General features: G+C 57.5%; 18 protein-coding genes. 7 read left to right on the top strand and 11 right to left on the bottom strand.

Annotated elements, in window-relative coordinates; all coding sequences use genetic code 11:
• Window positions 1–63 precede the first annotated feature (63 nt).
• Window positions 64–1,674: a phosphoenolpyruvate carboxykinase gene (locus FS819_RS16185; RefSeq protein ID WP_156548172.1), complete on the top strand. Its 1,611-nt coding sequence runs from the start codon at window positions 64–66 to the stop codon at window positions 1,672–1,674.
• Window positions 1,675–1,838: 164 nt separating this feature from the next.
• Window positions 1,839–2,273: an alternative ribosome rescue aminoacyl-tRNA hydrolase ArfB gene (gene arfB, locus FS819_RS16180; RefSeq protein WP_070165185.1), complete on the top strand. Its 435-nt coding sequence runs from the start codon at window positions 1,839–1,841 to the stop codon at window positions 2,271–2,273.
• Between the two features lie 54 nt (window positions 2,274–2,327).
• Here arfB and FS819_RS16175 read toward each other — a convergent pair whose 3' ends face one another.
• From FS819_RS16175 to hisB, 7 genes are all read right to left on the bottom strand, one after another.
• Window positions 2,328–2,906 (bottom strand): DUF3237 domain-containing protein, encoded by a 579-nt coding sequence (locus FS819_RS16175; protein WP_156548171.1) that lies wholly within the window; start codon window positions 2,904–2,906, stop codon window positions 2,328–2,330.
• Between the two features lie 66 nt (window positions 2,907–2,972).
• Entirely contained in the window at window positions 2,973–3,965 is a 993-nt protein-coding gene (gene coaA, locus FS819_RS16170; RefSeq protein ID WP_012654531.1) for a type I pantothenate kinase, read from the bottom strand.
• Between the two features lie 5 nt (window positions 3,966–3,970).
• Complete coding sequence (locus tag FS819_RS16165; protein WP_070152457.1) at window positions 3,971–4,285, bottom strand: phosphoribosyl-ATP diphosphatase; 315 nt, start codon at window positions 4,283–4,285, stop codon at window positions 3,971–3,973.
• 12 nt (window positions 4,286–4,297) lie between these two features.
• Entirely contained in the window at window positions 4,298–5,092 is a 795-nt protein-coding gene (hisF, locus tag FS819_RS16160) for an imidazole glycerol phosphate synthase subunit HisF (protein WP_060718847.1), read from the bottom strand.
• 121 nt (window positions 5,093–5,213) lie between these two features.
• Entirely contained in the window at window positions 5,214–5,948 is a 735-nt protein-coding gene (hisA, locus tag FS819_RS16155; RefSeq protein WP_156548169.1) for a 1-(5-phosphoribosyl)-5-[(5-phosphoribosylamino)methylideneamino]imidazole-4-carboxamide isomerase, read from the bottom strand.
• A 24-nt stretch (window positions 5,949–5,972) separates the two neighbouring features.
• Complete coding sequence (gene hisH / locus FS819_RS16150; protein ID WP_156548168.1) at window positions 5,973–6,623, bottom strand: imidazole glycerol phosphate synthase subunit HisH; 651 nt, start codon at window positions 6,621–6,623, stop codon at window positions 5,973–5,975.
• Window positions 6,624–6,650: 27 nt separating this feature from the next.
• Window positions 6,651–7,247, bottom strand: coding sequence for an imidazoleglycerol-phosphate dehydratase HisB (hisB, locus tag FS819_RS16145; protein ID WP_156548167.1), 597 nt, complete (start codon window positions 7,245–7,247; stop codon window positions 6,651–6,653).
• 194 nt (window positions 7,248–7,441) lie between these two features.
• Between hisB and hslV the strand changes: the two genes are divergently transcribed.
• The 4 genes from hslV (at window position 7,442) to trxA (ending at window position 10,995) form a co-directional block, all read left to right on the top strand.
• Window positions 7,442–8,002, top strand: coding sequence for an ATP-dependent protease subunit HslV (gene hslV / locus FS819_RS16140; protein ID WP_156548166.1), 561 nt, complete (start codon window positions 7,442–7,444; stop codon window positions 8,000–8,002).
• Window positions 8,003–8,039: 37 nt separating this feature from the next.
• Complete coding sequence (gene hslU, locus FS819_RS16135; protein ID WP_156548165.1) at window positions 8,040–9,347, top strand: ATP-dependent protease ATPase subunit HslU; 1,308 nt, start codon at window positions 8,040–8,042, stop codon at window positions 9,345–9,347.
• A gap of 272 nt (window positions 9,348–9,619) precedes the next feature.
• Window positions 9,620–10,477 (top strand): DUF1402 family protein, encoded by an 858-nt coding sequence (locus FS819_RS16130; protein WP_234624579.1) that lies wholly within the window; start codon window positions 9,620–9,622, stop codon window positions 10,475–10,477.
• Window positions 10,478–10,674: 197 nt separating this feature from the next.
• Complete coding sequence (trxA, locus tag FS819_RS16125) at window positions 10,675–10,995, top strand: thioredoxin (RefSeq protein ID WP_070152468.1); 321 nt, start codon at window positions 10,675–10,677, stop codon at window positions 10,993–10,995.
• A 136-nt stretch (window positions 10,996–11,131) separates the two neighbouring features.
• Here the strand turns inward: trxA and FS819_RS16120 are convergent, their stop codons facing one another.
• Entirely contained in the window at window positions 11,132–11,536 is a 405-nt protein-coding gene (locus FS819_RS16120) for a hypothetical protein (protein WP_156548163.1), read from the bottom strand.
• Window positions 11,537–11,539: 3 nt separating this feature from the next.
• Window positions 11,540–12,487, bottom strand: a complete 948-nt coding sequence (locus FS819_RS16115; RefSeq protein ID WP_234624571.1) for a DMT family transporter — start codon at window positions 12,485–12,487, stop codon at window positions 11,540–11,542.
• A gap of 132 nt (window positions 12,488–12,619) precedes the next feature.
• Between FS819_RS16115 and FS819_RS16110 the strand changes: the two genes are divergently transcribed.
• Window positions 12,620–13,228, top strand: a complete 609-nt coding sequence (locus tag FS819_RS16110; RefSeq protein ID WP_156548162.1) for a bifunctional transcriptional activator/DNA repair enzyme AdaA — start codon at window positions 12,620–12,622, stop codon at window positions 13,226–13,228.
• Here FS819_RS16110 and FS819_RS16105 read toward each other — a convergent pair.
• The gene (locus FS819_RS16105; protein ID WP_156548161.1) at window positions 13,225–13,896 is read right to left on the bottom strand and encodes a DUF2161 domain-containing phosphodiesterase; all 672 of its coding nucleotides are present in this window, start codon (window positions 13,894–13,896) and stop codon (window positions 13,225–13,227) included. The two genes, FS819_RS16110 and FS819_RS16105, sit on opposite strands and share 4 nt — an antisense overlap.
• A gap of 108 nt (window positions 13,897–14,004) precedes the next feature.
• Window positions 14,005–15,348, bottom strand: a complete 1,344-nt coding sequence (locus tag FS819_RS16100) for a bifunctional folylpolyglutamate synthase/dihydrofolate synthase (RefSeq protein WP_197434103.1) — start codon at window positions 15,346–15,348, stop codon at window positions 14,005–14,007.
• Window positions 15,349–15,362: the final 14 nt, after the last annotated feature.

Genomic DNA, 15,362 nt, shown 5'->3' with positions numbered 1-15,362 from the left:
AAATTCGGTCATTAGCGTTGACCCATAATTATCTGGCCATCCCGCTGAAGAAGGAATTGCATCATGGAGGAGCTTGGAGTGAACAATAGCCGTCTTGGGATCGAGACCATTGGCTTGGGCAAGGCCGCCAATGTCCATTATAACCTGCTGCCCGCCGCCCTTTATGAGCATGCGATCCGCAATGGCGAAGCTGTTCTGACCGCGGACGGCGCGCTTCTGGCCGAGACCGGACAGCATACGGGCCGCTCGCCCAAGGACAAGTTCATCCTGCGTGACGCCAATACCGATGGCCAGATCTGGTGGGACAATAACAAGCCGATGTCGAAAGAGCATTTCGACATTCTGCATCAGGACATGCTGGCGCATGTGGCTGGCAAGACCCTGTTCGTCCAGGATCTGATTGGCGGCGCCGATGCCGCCAACGCTTTGCCAACCCGCGTAGTAACGGAACTCGCATGGCATTCGCTGTTTATCCGTAACTTGCTCATTCGTCCGAATCGCTCCGCGCTTGCCGATTTCGAAGCGAAATTCACCATTATTGACCTGCCAAGCTTCAAGGCTGATCCGGCCCGTCACGGCTGCCGGACCGAAACGGTCATCGCCTGCGACTTCACCAACAACATCGTGCTGATCGCTGGCACCTACTATGCCGGTGAAATGAAGAAGTCGGTATTCACGGCGCTGAACTACATGCTGCCTGCCAAACAGGTCATGCCGATGCATTGCTCGGCCAATGTTGGCCCGGCTGGCGATTCGGCTGTGTTCTTCGGTCTGTCCGGCACCGGCAAAACCACTCTGTCCGCCGACCCTGCCCGCACGCTGATCGGCGATGACGAACATGGTTGGGGCGAGGACGGCATCTTCAACTTCGAAGGTGGCTGCTACGCCAAAACCATCCGCCTGTCGGCAGAAGCCGAGCCGGAAATCTACGCCACCACCAAGCGGTTCGGCACGGTGCTGGAAAATGTCGTTCTGGATGAAAACCGGGTCCCGGATTTCAACGATGGCTCGAAGACCGAAAACACCCGTTGCGCCTATCCGCTGAACTTCATTCCCAATGCGTCGCCCACCGGCCGCGCTGGTCATCCGAAGACCATCATCATGCTGACAGCAGATGCGTTTGGCGTCATGCCGCCGATCGCCAAGCTGACACCAGAACAGGCAATGTACCACTTCCTTTCCGGCTACACCGCGAAAGTGGCTGGCACGGAGCGCGGCGTAACAGAGCCGGAAGCAACCTTCTCGACCTGCTTCGGCGCACCGTTCATGCCGCGTCATCCGGCAGAATATGGCAATCTGCTCAAGGAGTTGATTGCCCGCCACGAAGTGGATTGCTGGCTGGTCAACACCGGCTGGACCGGCGGCGCCTACGGTATCGGCAGCCGCATGCCGATCAAGGCCACCCGCGCCCTGCTGACGGCGGCCTTGTCCGGTGAGTTGAAGAAAGCCGAGTTCCGCACCGACGCCAATTTCGGCTTCGCGGTACCGGTTGCTGTCGACGGCGTCGATACCAGCATTCTCGACCCACGCTCGACCTGGGCAAATGGGGCTGACTATGACGCGCAGGCCAAGAAACTGGTCGGCATGTTCATCGCCAATTTCGAGAAATTCGAAGCCCATGTGGACAGCAATGTCCGCGATGCGGCTCCGGTTCTGGCCGTTGCTGCGCAGTAAACGTTTCACGTGTGACGATTTTGGAAAGCCCGGCGATGACTATCGCCGGGCTTTTTCCATGGTGCTTAGGCTCCAGGAAAACAGCCTGAGATACCAAAGAACCGAGATTTGCCTGAACTGGCGTTTTCCGCTACAGCCTCACGGCGAAAAGGCTGGACAGGACCATGGCGAGCGACCCGCTCTATATCAATGACAGGATTACGATTGCCGGTTGGGAATTGACCGAGCAATTCGTGCTGGCCGGTGGTCCGGGCGGGCAGAATGTCAACAAGGTCTCGACCGCCGTCCAATTGTTCTTTCCGCTGACAAGTTCTCCCTCGCTCCCGGACCGTATCAAGACCAATGCCATCAAATTGGCGGGCCGCCGCCTGTCCAAAGAAGGCGTGCTGTTGATCGAGGCCAGCCGCTTTCGCAGCCAGGAGCGCAATCGGGAAGATGCCCGCGAACGGCTGAAGGAATTGCTGCTTGAAGCAGCCAAACCACCACCGCCGCCGCGCCGGAAGACCAAACCCACCAAGGGCTCAATCGAACGCCGGTTGAAGGCGAAGGTGGGACGCGGCGAAATCAAGAAAATGCGCGAGAAACCGGGTCAAGATTGATCGCTCCCCACACGCAGCACCCTCCAAGGCTAACGTCTCCTCGTGTCCCTGGACTTAAACCAGACTAAACACGCGAATCAAAACCATCGGTTTGGGCCGTAAGCTGTGCAGGGTGCCGACAAAGACACGGCGGTTCAGCCAGTCATGCGGTCCATCCGGTGCGGTAATATCGATATGCGAAAAAGCATATTGCGTGCCGTCCGGTTGACGGTCGATCAACACCCTGTTGTTGACGGTAATGACGGCGCCGTCATCCGCCTGCAATTCATAAAGCGCGTTGAGAAGGCGCACACCGTCCTTGCGGAGCACTTGCCGGTCGGCCCCACCAGGCATGACCCTGCCCTTGATTCGCGGCCCGGCAAATTCTCCGCCGGTAATATTGATGATACGCCTGTCCCCCAGCGGGGACGCACCCATCTCAATCGTATCCTGAAGGGTAAAAATCGCCTCGTAAACAAACTCTGTCCGGGGCAAAGTGATGGGCAGATCCGATAGCGGGCCACCGCCAGCTTTTGTATCCGCTGCCTGTCCGCTTTGCCCTGTGGCGGTCGCGGCTATCGCTGTCGCTGCCGCCCCCAGAAATACACGCCTGCCGGAAACCGGCGCGGTTTTGTGGGGATCAATCAATGTCATAACTCTCCTCCCAGAGATAAAACCTTATGAAAACATCAACTTATAATAATAGATGGGCGCATTGCCCTATAATTTTCGCAATGCCACCTGCTCTACCAGATGATTTTCTCCCTTGCGCAGGATCAAATCGGCCCGGGGCCGGGTGGGCTGGATATTGTCGCGCAGATTGATCAGGTTGATGTGGCTCCAGAGATTTTCGGCAATGGTTGAAGCTTCATCTTCGCTGATCGTCGCATAGCGATGAAAGTAGGAATTCGGATCGCGGAAGGCCGTTTGGCGCAGCTTCATGAACCGTTTGACATACCAATTGTGAATCAGGCTTTCCTCGGCATCGATATAGATCGAGAAATCGAAGAAATCCGAGACCATCGGCACGATCTTGCCATCCCTCGGCAGGTCGCGGGATTGCAGCACATTGATGCCCTCGAAAATCAGGATATCCGGGCGGTCGATGATGGTATGTTGATCAGGCAGCACGTCATAGGTCAGATGGGAATAGCGCGGCGCCTTGACATTCTGCTGCCCGGCTTTGATGGCTGACAGGAACCGCAGCAAAGCCGCCGTATCGTAACTCTCGGGAAAACCTTTGCGATTGAGCTTGTTGTCGCGCACCAGCGTCGCGTTCGAATACAGAAAGCCATCGGTGGTGACCAGATCAACTTTCGGGCTGGAAGGCCAGCGGGCCAAAAGCTCCTTCAGCACGCGCGCCGTGGTGGATTTACCCACCGCCACCGACCCGGCAATACCGATAATGAACGGCGTCTTGGTCACATTGGTACTGAGAAAGCGGTTACGCTGCTCAAACAGCAATTGCGACGATTCGACATGCGAGGATAACAGCCGCGACAACGCCAGATAGATCCGTCGTACCTCGGCAAGATCGATCGGGTCATCGATGGATCGCAGGCGATGTACTTCGTCCAGCGTCAAGGTCAGCGGCGTATCGGCCCGAAACCGCGCCCATTCCTCCGACGAAAAGAACAGATAGGGCGAGTAGCTGCCTACCTGGAAATGATCAAGGGCTTCCTCCCCCTCGGCCTGCCTGATCGCTGTCGTCATGTGTCCTACCGACTGGCCTTTTCGCTGAGGCCCGATTGGGCAGTGCGCCGTTGCAACTCTTCCATCACCGTTTCTATCGGGATATCGGCAATTTTCAATACGACCAACAGGTGATAAAGCAAATCGGCACTCTCATAGATCAGGTTGGCGCGATCATTTTTGACCGCTGCCATCACCGCCTCGATAGCCTCTTCGCCAAGCTTCTTGGCGGCCTTGTCCTGGCCTGCCGTCACCAGCTTTGCTGTCCAGCTTTCGTCCGGCGAAGCCTTGGCGCGGGTGGCAACGATGGCCTCCAGATCGGACAGCGTGAATGTGGTCATGAAATTGCCCCTTCAGGCCTGGTCGAGACGCATGGGGATACCGGCATTGGCCATATGGGCCTTGGCCTCGGCAATCGAATAGGTCCCGAAATGGAAAATCGACGCTGCGAGAACGGCAGTGGCATGGCCTTGCCTGACACCCGCCACCAGATCATCCAACGTGCCAACACCGCCAGAGGCAATCACCGGCACCCGAACCGCATCGGCAATGGCGCGGGTCAGCTCCAAATCATAACCGCTTTTGGTGCCATCACGATCCATAGAGGTGACAAGCAATTCGCCTGCGCCACGCTCGACCATTTTGACTGCAAATTCGACAGCGTCAATGCCGGTCGCATTGCGCCCTCCATGGGTATAAATCTCCCAAGCGCTGAGATTGTCGCCACCGCTGGCCTGGCTTCGGCGACGTTTTGCATCAATGGAAACCACAATACATTGATTGCCGAATTTATCGGCGGCTTCCGCAACAAAATCGGGATTGCTCACGGCTGCCGAGTTGATTGAAACCTTATCGGCACCGGCCAGCAACAGCTTGCGAATATCGCCAACCGCCCGCACACCGCCCCCCACCGTGACCGGCATGAAGCAATGATCTGCCGTGCGGGCGACGACATCAAAAATCGTCTCGCGATTATCGGATGAGGCGGTAATGTCCAGAAAGCAAAGCTCATCGGCACCGGCGGCGTCATAGGCCTTGGCCGCTTCGACCGGATCACCGGCATCGATCAGATCGACAAAGTTCACGCCCTTGACGACACGGCCATCCTTCACGTCGAGACAAGGAATAATACGGGCCTTGAGTGTCACAGGATGGCCTCTCTTGTTGTTTGCGTGTCCTCGCCGCTTTGCGGCTGCGAGCATCGCGGGCTATCCTTCACATCGAGGCAGGGAATAATACGGGCTTTCAGCGTCATAAAATGCTCCCCCCTCAGCCCTTGGCAGCTTGGATCATCGCCAGCGCTTCCACCGGATCAATCCGCCCATCATAAAGGGCGCGACCGGAAATTGCACCTTCCAGTTTGCGCGCATCCGGCTCCAGCATCCGGCGGATATCCTCTATTGACGCAAGTCCGCCAGACGCGATGACAGGGATGGAGACAGCATCCGCCAGTTCCAGCGTCGAAGCCCAGTTTATTCCGGTCAGAATACCGTCCCGGTCGATATCCGTATAGATGATTGCCGCAACGCCTGCGCCTTCAAACTTTTTTGCCAGCTCGACCACGCCAAGCTCAGAGGCTTCCGCCCAGCCTTCCACGGCCACCTTGCCACCCTTGGCATCAATGCCAACAGCGATCTTGCCGGGAAAAAGCTTGCAGGCCTCAATCACCAGGGCCGGATCGCGCACGGCGACCGTGCCGAGAATGACGCGCGACAAGCCATGCTGAAGCCAGGTCTCAATATGGGCAAGGCTGCGGATGCCGCCGCCCAGCTGGACCGGATTTTTCGTCGCCTTGAGAATGGCATCCACCGCCGCGCCATTGACGGTTTCACCGGCAAAGGCACCGTTCAGGTCAACGACATGCAGCCATTCAAAGCCCTGGTCTTCAAAGGCCTTGGCCTGCGCACCGGGATCGGGATTGTAGACAGTGGCTTGCTCCATATCGCCCAGCTTGAGGCGCACGCATTGGCCGTCTTTAAGGTCGATGGCGGGAAAGAGGATCATCGTATGCTATCCATCGGCACGGGCTCACGGCGCCCAATTGAGAAAATTAGAAATCAGCTGGAGGCCCAGTGTCTGGCTCTTTTCCGGATGGAATTGTGCGCCTGCCATATTGTCACGCCCCACAAAAGCGGTCATCGGGCCGCCATAGTCGGTCGTGGCAATGACATCATCGGCATTGCTGGCCGCCAGATGGTAGGAATGCACGAAATAGGCATGCAACCCGTCATTGCCGGTGGCAATCCCGTCAAATAGCGGATGAGGACGGGCAAGTGTCAACGTGTTCCAGCCGATCTGTGGGATCTTCAGGCCCGGATCAGAAGGCGTCATTTCCACGACATCGCCCGCAATCCAGCCGAGGCCTTCGGTGACGGTCTTTTCCAACCCGCGCGACGACATCAGCTGCATGCCGACGCAGATGCCGAGAAACGGGCGGCCCTTGACCTCCACCGCTTCGACCAGCGCTTCATGCATGCCGGGCACAGCATCGAGGCCCCGCTTGCAATCGGCATAGGCACCGACGCCGGGCAGCACGATCCGGTCGGCGGTTGCCACCCGGTCTGCCTTGTCGGTCAGTTCGATCTCGGCATCAAGGCCGGATTCCCGGGAGGCCCGCTCGAACGCCTTGGTGGCGGACCGCAGATTGCCTGATCCGTAGTCAATAATCACAACACGCATGGAGGCTCTGATCCTCAACTTGATCGTTTATAGCATTCCCTTGGTGGACGGAATGCGGCCCGCCTGGCGCGGATCGATTTCGGTGGCGCTGCGCAGGACGCGAGCGACGGCCTTGAAGCAGGTTTCGGCGATATGGTGGTTGTTGGCGCCGTAATGATTGAGGATATGCAGGGTAATACCGGCATTTTGCGCCAGCGCCTGAAAGAATTCCCGCACCAGTTCGGTGTCGAATGTGCCGATCTTCGGTGCCGAGAATGCGACGTTCCAAACCAGAAAAGGCCGGCCTGAAACATCGATGGCCGCCTTGGTCATCGTCTCGTCCATGGCCAGATCAATCGACGCATAGCGCACAATGCCGCGCCGGTCGCCCAATGCCTTGGAAATCGCCTGGCCGATGGCAATGCCAGTGTCTTCGACGGTGTGGTGATCATCGATATGGAGGTCGCCCGTCACGTCGATATCCATATCGATCAGCGAATGGCGGCTGAGCTGATCCAGCATGTGGTCGAAGAAACCGACCCCCGTCGAAATCTTCGAAGTGCCGGTGCCGTCAATATTGACGGAAACCGAGACCGAGGTTTCGTTGGTCTTGCGCGAAATGCTGGCGCTGCGGCTCTCTGCCATGGCCTTCTCCTTGAAAATATGCCGTTCCTTATCAGGCGGGGGTTGAAATATCCAGCAGGATGAGCCGGGTTTTTCGGCGATCCGGCATCAGGATAACGGCCAACCGTCTTGGCGTTTGCAATTGTGTTTTGGCCGCTTACATAAAGGTCAATCGAAGCGCCGGATTGAACGGCGATGGACTGGAACGGATCGATATGAGCGAACATAATCCCTATGGAACCATGCATGGCACCACGATCATCACGGTGCGCAAGGGCGGCATGGTGGTGATGGCCGGTGATGGTCAGGTCAGCCTTGGTCAGACCGTGATGAAGGGCAATGCCCGCAAGGTGCGCCGCATTGGCAAGGGCGAGGTGATCGCCGGTTTTGCTGGCGCGACGGCGGATGCCTTCACCCTGCTGGAGCGGCTGGAAAAGAAGCTGGAGCAATATCCCGGCCAGTTGATGCGCGCCGCCGTCGAGCTTGCCAAAGACTGGCGCACCGACAAATATCTGCGCAATCTGGAAGCGATGATGCTGGTGGCCGACAAAACGGTGACGCTGGCCATTACCGGCAATGGCGATGTGTTGGAACCCGAACATGGCACGATTGCCATCGGTTCGGGCGGCAATTACGCGCTGGCTGCGGCTCTGGCCTTGATGGACACAGACAAGTCGGCGGAAGAAGTGGCCCGCAAAGCCATGAAGATCGCCGCCGATATCTGCGTCTATACCAATGAAAACGTGCTGGTCGAAACGCTGGAAAGCGCCAACTGATCGCCCTCCTTTTCCACTCCTTCCAGGTGTAATCTCAATGACAACTTTTTCACCCCGCGAAATCGTCTCGGAACTCGACCGTTATATCATCGGTCAGAACGATGCAAAGCGTGCCGTGGCAATTGCGCTGCGCAACCGCTGGCGCCGCCAGCAGCTCGATGAAAGCCTGCGCGACGAAGTCATGCCCAAGAATATCCTGATGATCGGCCCGACCGGCGTCGGCAAGACTGAAATTTCCCGGCGCCTCGCCAAATTGGCGGGCGCACCCTTCATCAAGGTCGAGGCCACAAAATTCACCGAGGTTGGCTATGTCGGCCGCGATGTGGAGCAGATCATCCGTGATCTCGTGGAAATCGGCATCGGCCTGATCAAGGAAAAGAAGCGGCTGGAGGTGGAAGCCAAGGCCCATGCCGGGGCCGAGGAACGGGTGCTGGATGCGCTGGTCGGTGCCACCGCCTCGCCTGCCACCCGTGATAGTTTCCGCAAGAAACTGCGGGCCGGAGAGCTGGACGACAAGGAAATCGATATCGAGGTTGCAGAGACAAGCTCCGGCATGCCCGGCTTTGAGATTCCCGGCATGCCGGGGGCCAATGTCGGCATTCTCAATCTGTCCGACATGTTTGGCAAAGCGATGGGTGGCCGCACCAAAAAGGTCCGCACCACCGTCAAGACCTCCTATGCCGATCTGATCCGTGACGAATCCGACAAGCTGATCGACAATGAAGTGATCCAGCGCGAAGCGGTGAAGTCGGTTGAAAACGATGGCATCGTCTTCCTGGACGAAATCGACAAGATCGCCAACCGCGAAGGCGCCATGGGCGCCGGTGTGTCGCGCGAAGGTGTGCAGCGCGACCTTCTGCCCCTGGTGGAAGGCACGACAGTTGCCACCAAATACGGGCCGGTGAAGACCGACCACATCCTGTTTATCGCATCGGGCGCCTTCCACGTCTCCAAACCGTCCGACCTCCTGCCGGAATTACAGGGCCGGTTGCCGATTCGCGTTGAGCTAAAGGCACTGACCAAGGAGGATTTTCGCCGGATTCTGACGGAAACCGAGGCCAGCCTCATTCGTCAATATATCGCGCTGATGGCCACTGAACAGTTGGATCTCGAGTTTACCGAGGATGCCATCGACGCGCTGGCGGATGTTGCCGTCAACCTCAATAGCTCGATTGAAAATATCGGCGCGCGGCGTTTGCAGACGGTGATGGAGCGGGTGCTCGACGACATTTCCTTCAACGCGCCGGATCGCGGCGGTGCGAAAGTGATGATCGATTCGGCCTATGTGCGCGAGCATGTCGGTGAAATCGCCGCTGACACAGACCTGTCGCGCTATATTCTGTGATGTTTTCGCACCGGAATGGGGTGAAATCGGCAAATCAGCGCCCTAATTCGGCCTTGTGACCGGTCGAGAGTCGACAGTACCGGCCCTCCCTCTATAAGGAGGGCCGCTCGCCGTAATAGGGCAAGGCGGTATCGGGTTGGTGAAACATCGTTCCGATCTGCAATATATACGGGATGGAAATGGTGCGTCGCTTAGCTCTGGTCTTTATTCTTTCGGTTTCATGTGCTTTTTCCGCCGCCTTCGTGCCGGAAATCCAGGCCGCCGAGGTGCGGATGGTGCCTGCGGGCAATCGCAATGCCGAACAGCCCCCCATTCCCGGCGCATCCAAGCAGCGCACCAAGGAAACCAAGACCACCTTCGACCTGAAATACGAGAAGATTCGCGATCTGCTGATCAAGGACCGCCAATTGATCGGCAAGATCAAGAAAACCGCGGCAGCCTATAATATCGACCCGATCCACATCGTTGGCGCGCTGGTCGGTGAGCATACCTATAATGTCGATGCCTACGACACATTGCAAAGTTACTATGTGAAGGCCGCTTCCTATGCCGGTCACACCTTCCGCTTTGCCTATGACGGCGAGGAGGTCGATGATTTCGTCGCTCGCCCGGAATTTGCCGCCTGCGCCGACTTGAAGGATTCGGCAAAGCTGTGGACCTGCCGGGAAAATGTCTGGGAAGACAAGTTTCAGGGCAAGCGAGTCGGCAACAAGAGCTTTCCCAACAATCGCTTCAGCGCGGTATTTTTCCAGCCTTTCTATGCCGGGCAAACCTTTGGCCTTGGCCAGATCAATCCGCTGACGGCATTGATGCTGACCGATATGGTCCACCAGACATCCGGCTATCCCAAACTGGACGAGAAGGATGCTGCTGGGCTCTATAAGGCGATCATGGACCCGGATACCTCACTCGCCTATATCGCGGCGATCATCCGCAAATCCATCGATGACTATAAAACCTATGCCAATGTGGATATTTCCAACAATCCGGGCCTGACAGCGACGCTTTACAATGTCGGGAATTCCGAAGCGCGAGCCCGGGCGCTGGGACGTCGTGGCGGCCTGCCGGAAGAAAATTACTATGGCTGGCTGGTCAATGACCGGCTAAAAGAACTTGAAGGCCTGCTCTAGGCCCTGTGAGGGCCTCATCTGTGTAATTCCTCTGTAAGTTCAAGCATTTCAACCGCATTGCCATGCGAAACAAAAATCGGCGCGGCGCTATAACGTTTTGTGCTGGCTGACGCCCGACAATTGCAATGCGCTTTAAGTTGAAATCCTCACAATAACCATCATATATGTGACAACAGGAATTCTCCAAGGAGCAGCCAATGGCTACGGTAAAAGTCGATGCAAACAATTTCGAGGCAGAAGTTCTACAGTCTGTAGAGCCTGTCGTGGTGGACTTCTGGGCAGAATGGTGCGGCCCCTGCAAGATGATCGCCCCCAGCCTGGATGAAATTTCCACGGAAATGGCCGGCAAGGTCAAGATCGCCAAGCTCAACATTGACGAAAACCCAGAACTCGCCGCCAAATTCGGCGTCCGCTCCATCCCAACGCTCGCCATGTTCAAGGGCGGCGAAGTCGCCGACATCAAGGTTGGCGCCGCTCCGAAAACGGCCCTGTCCAGCTGGATCGCTGGCGCTGCTTGAGTGGTGGCTGGATATAATTGGATGCGAAGAAGCCCGGTTTTGCCGGGCTTTTTTGTGCGACTGTCGTAAGAAAACAAATCGCAGGGTGAATGGGGCTTGGCGCCCTCACCTTAGATGCTCCACCCTCCTGCCTTGCTTATTTTCGAAGGCTTTGGAAAAAATCGGCAGCCTCTCGCGTGATAACGATGATCTCGTTAGTATTTCCGATTTCCCATGGCGGAAGTTGTTCCCAGCATCGAGTGCTGGGCCCCCATAAAATGGCCTCCCGATGAAGTTCGCCGCCCAATGTCCACCAGCAAATTTGAATACGCACGCATCCGTCCGCGAGAGCTGATCCAATTACAAAGCCTTGCCTTGTGACTTCGGCCGGATCAATGGTCGAGACGACGCGCGATGTTATGAGATATTTCATAAGCGTTAGAACCTCTAGAGCATCAATTGCAGCTTCCGAGGTCGGCGAGGTAAGATAAAGCCTGAAACACCATCCTTGCTCGCACCAGTCTTCTTGCGCATATGTCATCGCTTCAAGAGCTTCCATCATGCTTCAGCCTCTTGCCCGGAGCAAGCGTAAAGGAACAGTCACAGCGATCACCCCGAGGACGATCAGTGTCATGCCGATGAGGACTGACCATGTAAAACTTTCCCCGAGGAAGAGAATGCCGAGGGCGACGGCGAATCCGGCGCGCAGATAGCTGCCGCTGGTGGTGCCAAGCGGGCCAAGGGTCTGCACCAGGCGAAAATATATGACCATAGCGATAGCCGTGCAGAGGACGGCGAGCACCAGCACGGCGACGATTGCCTCTGGCGTCGGGGTAAGGGTCCAAGGATGTTCGATGACGATGGCCGCTGGCAGCATCATGATTGCCGCGCAGCTCATGGCACCTGCCGCCGTGACGATTGCAGGGAGACCGGCAAAACGCTGCCCCCACATTGGAGCCACCGCGTAACAAAGACTCGCCCCCAGGACTGCCGCTTGGGCTAAAGGGGCAGCGGTGTACCCAAACGACTGAAAGCCGATCGTGATGACGACGCCAGCGAGGCCAACCACAACGCCGACGATTTTCTGCGTGGTGATGCGCTGGCCTCCATATCCAGTTGTCATAGCGATCAGCAGCACGAACATGGGAGGTGTCGCATTAAGCACCCCAGCTAGGCCGCTTGAGATATGTTGCTCGCCCCAACTGATGAGCGTGAAGGGGAGTGCGCTTTGAAGCAAACCTTGAACGAAGAACGCGGCCCATGTCGCGTCCGTTCGAGGGAGAGAAAGCCCGCGCATCTTCACAAAAAGAACCAGCAAAAGCGCCGCGATCGTTACACGCGCCGCCGTCATGGTCAGAGGCGGCACAGTGTCGGCGGCAACTTTGATCAAGGTGAAAGAGCTGCCCCAAATGAGTGACAGCAACAGCAGCAAGCCGATCTCTGCGGCAATGCGCATATGCCCTTGACCACCTGGTGCAATTCCAATTTCAGTGCCTGTTGTTTTTGATTTCACGACGATTCCCTCTCGAATTGATCGGCAAGATCGATCGGAGTCCTGAAGGATGCTCGCTGGAATCGGACTTCATCGCCCGATCAGGTCCGATTCCAACTACTCTGGGAAGGGTAGCGGCGCTAAAGTCCTTTGATGGTTATAGTTTCTCCCGACTTGCAGACGTTGCCACCGCATCTGGACCGCGAAACGTGCGATAGCGCGCGGCTTGCCCGCGATAAGACTTTTGACGGCCTGTTCTTTTCAGGTGTTCGCTCGACGCGGATTTATTGCCGCCCGGTTTGCCCAGTGCGGCCCGCTCACTCGAAGAATGTCACATTCTATGCAACAGCAGCGTCAGCGGAGCGGGCGGGCTTTCGGCCTTGCCTTCGTTGTAGGCCAGAGGCAGCGCCCGGCTCGCCAGCATGGATGGGAACAGCAACCACGGTCGCGCGCGGGATGCGCCTGATCGAACAAGGGTTCCTCGATCAAGGGTCGGTTGCCGATCTTGCCGACATGCTTGGTGTTGGCCCGCGCCATCTCCTGCGGCTGTTCAGGCATCATACAGGTGCGAGCCCAAGTGAAATAGCAGCAACGAGGCGTGTGCAGAAGGCAAAGAGGTTTATCGACGAGACGGACATGCCCCTAACAGAGGTCGCATTTGCATCCGGTTTTGGTAGCGTCCGGAGATTCAACGACTCGTTTCAGGCACTCTATAAGCGAGCGCCATCGTCGTTTCGACGTCCGAATGGCAGGGTTATCTAGGCATCAGCTCCAACCGCTCGCACCTGCGGCCACCGCTTCAGCGCGTCTTGCCCTGCATCCGTCAGCCCATAAACGCCTCGCTCAACCCGCTCAAACCAACCATAGACATTAGAGAGCAGAATCTTCCCGGCATCCGGGACCGCTTTGCGCACATCACCAACCCGCGTCGGCCCGGCGAGAAGAATTGCGGCACAGGCAAGGGCGTTCTGGCGGTAGGCGGTCATCACAGGCATTCGGGTGCTGCCGCCAAGGGCCGGGTCGCCGCGCCGGGTCTGGTGTTCGCGCATCAGGCGGGAGCGTCGTTTGGGATTAGTGCGTGGCATGGGCGAAACGGAGCCGACGATGATGCTAACGTCACCGCTGGCGGAGACGCCGAGCATGCCGATGCCGAGACGGCGGCAGAGGTCGCGGTAGCGCTTGTCGGCCTCCCTCCCCCTGCCCTTGGCGGAGATTTTCGCGGCAATCCAGACCTCGTCGGATATGGCTGCCCGGTCTACGGCCTGGAGGATGAGTTCCAGATTGAAACTCAGTTTCAGTTCGCAGATCACCACGACGGATGGATCGTCGGCGCTCAAGCCCACGAGATCACAGCCGCCGATTTCGCCTTTGACGGTATATCCTGCTTTTTCGAGAAACGATTTCACAGGTAGATAAAGGGATGTTTCCATGGGGATCGCGCATTGGGCCGGAGAATCACTCGGCCACCCTATAGTGATGCCGATGGGGAAACATCGTTTATCGCAATGTCAGGCAGGATATGACGCAGGACGCAAACGCTATCTCGGCGGCGTGCCATTATCCGCCAGCACATTGCCGACCACATAAAGCGAGCCACCAATCAGGATTCGCGGGGCAATCTCTTCTGCATTAACCCGGCTACGGATCGCCTCAAGCGCTTCCGCGACCGATGACACCGGCTCTGCGGGAATTCCGGCATCGTAGGCAGAACTGGCCAGCGCAACTGGGTCTAAGGCGGCGTCGGTGCCGCGGATTGGTACGGTGAAGGCCTGGACAGCCAAGCCTTCAAACGCTTTGAAATAGCCAAGCGGGTCCTTGGTGTTGAGCATGCCGGTGATCAGATAGAGCGGGCGGGACTGGCGTTCTTCAAAGCCTGCCATGGCCTCGGCAATCACTTCACCGGCACCGGGATTATGGCCGCCATCCACCCAGATTTCGGCGCCCTTCGGCGCATGGTCCAGCAATGCGCCTTCCGTCAGCCTTTGCAGGCGGCCTGGCCATTCGACGCTGTGCATCGCCGTTTCAGCCATGGCTTCGGTCACGGTAAAGCCAGCGGAGCGCACGGCGCGGATGGCCGCTGCGGCATTGGCGAACTGGTGGCGACCCGGAAGTTTTGGCAGGGGCAGATCCATCAGGCCCGTTTCATCCTGATAGACCAGCCGCCCATGTTCCTCAAAGGCCAGATAATCTTGACCGAACACCGAGAGCGGGCAGCCCAAACGCTCGGCAATATCCACCAGCGCCTCGCGGGCCGCGGCAAATTCCTGATGGCCGATTACCACCGGTCGCCGTCTTTTCATGATCCCGGCTTTCTCAGCTGCGATCAGTTCAACCCGGTCGCCCAGATAGGCCTGATGATCAAAAGAGATCGGCATGATGACGGAGACGGCTGGCCGGTCCACAACATTGGTGCAATCCAGACGTCCACCCATGCCGACTTCCATGATGACCGCATCGGCGGGAATTTCAGAAAACAGCAGGAAAGCGGCAGCCGTCAAAATTTCAAAAACGGTGATGTGCTGGCCCGCATTGGCTACGGCCACTCGTCTCAACGCATCGGCCAACAATCCGTCTTCAACGATCTGCCCTTTGCCGCCTTTAACGCCAATCCGGTAGCGTTCGTGCCAATTGACCAGATGCGGGGACGTGTGAACATGAGCGGCAAGGCCGCCTGCTTCCAGCAGCGCCCGGGAAAAGGCGCTGACGGAACCTTTGCCATTGGTGCCAGCCACGTGGATGACCGGCGGCAAATTGTCCTGCGGATTGCCCAGCACTTCGAGCAAGCGCCGCATACGCTCAAGGGTCATATCAAAACCCTTGGGATGCAGCTGCATCAATTCGTTGATGACCTGTTCAGCCTGGCTCAGCGTATTCTCTATCATAGTGCGGTTCCAGG

This window comes from Allorhizobium sp. Av2, from assembly GCF_021462805.2.
Lineage (GTDB): Bacteria > Pseudomonadota > Alphaproteobacteria > Rhizobiales > Rhizobiaceae > Allorhizobium > Allorhizobium vitis_G.
Note: the sequence above shows the minus strand (reverse complement) of the source record. Positions and strands in the feature narration are given on the sequence as shown.

Coding starts and splice junctions, on each gene's coding strand:
- FS819_RS16185 (WP_156548172.1), top strand. CDS start 64: ATGGAGGAGCTTGGAGTGAACAATAGCCGTCTTGGGATCGAGACCATT.
- arfB (WP_070165185.1), top strand. CDS start 1,839: ATGGCGAGCGACCCGCTCTATATCAATGACAGGATTACGATTGCCGGT.
- FS819_RS16175 (WP_156548171.1), bottom strand. CDS start 2,906: ATGACATTGATTGATCCCCACAAAACCGCGCCGGTTTCCGGCAGGCGT.
- coaA (WP_012654531.1), bottom strand. CDS start 3,965: ATGACGACAGCGATCAGGCAGGCCGAGGGGGAGGAAGCCCTTGATCAT.
- FS819_RS16165 (WP_070152457.1), bottom strand. CDS start 4,285: ATGACCACATTCACGCTGTCCGATCTGGAGGCCATCGTTGCCACCCGC.
- hisA (WP_156548169.1), bottom strand. CDS start 5,948: ATGATCCTCTTTCCCGCCATCGACCTTAAAGACGGCCAATGCGTGCGC.
- hisH (WP_156548168.1), bottom strand. CDS start 6,623: ATGCGTGTTGTGATTATTGACTACGGATCAGGCAATCTGCGGTCCGCC.
- hisB (WP_156548167.1), bottom strand. CDS start 7,247: ATGGCAGAGAGCCGCAGCGCCAGCATTTCGCGCAAGACCAACGAAACC.
- hslV (WP_156548166.1), top strand. CDS start 7,442: ATGAGCGAACATAATCCCTATGGAACCATGCATGGCACCACGATCATC.
- hslU (WP_156548165.1), top strand. CDS start 8,040: ATGACAACTTTTTCACCCCGCGAAATCGTCTCGGAACTCGACCGTTAT.
- FS819_RS16130 (WP_234624579.1), top strand. CDS start 9,620: ATGGTGCCTGCGGGCAATCGCAATGCCGAACAGCCCCCCATTCCCGGC.
- trxA (WP_070152468.1), top strand. CDS start 10,675: ATGGCTACGGTAAAAGTCGATGCAAACAATTTCGAGGCAGAAGTTCTA.
- FS819_RS16120 (WP_156548163.1), bottom strand. CDS start 11,536: ATGATGGAAGCTCTTGAAGCGATGACATATGCGCAAGAAGACTGGTGC.
- FS819_RS16110 (WP_156548162.1), top strand. CDS start 12,620: ATGGTTATAGTTTCTCCCGACTTGCAGACGTTGCCACCGCATCTGGAC.
- FS819_RS16105 (WP_156548161.1), bottom strand. CDS start 13,896: ATGGAAACATCCCTTTATCTACCTGTGAAATCGTTTCTCGAAAAAGCA.
- FS819_RS16100 (WP_197434103.1), bottom strand. CDS start 15,348: ATGATAGAGAATACGCTGAGCCAGGCTGAACAGGTCATCAACGAATTG.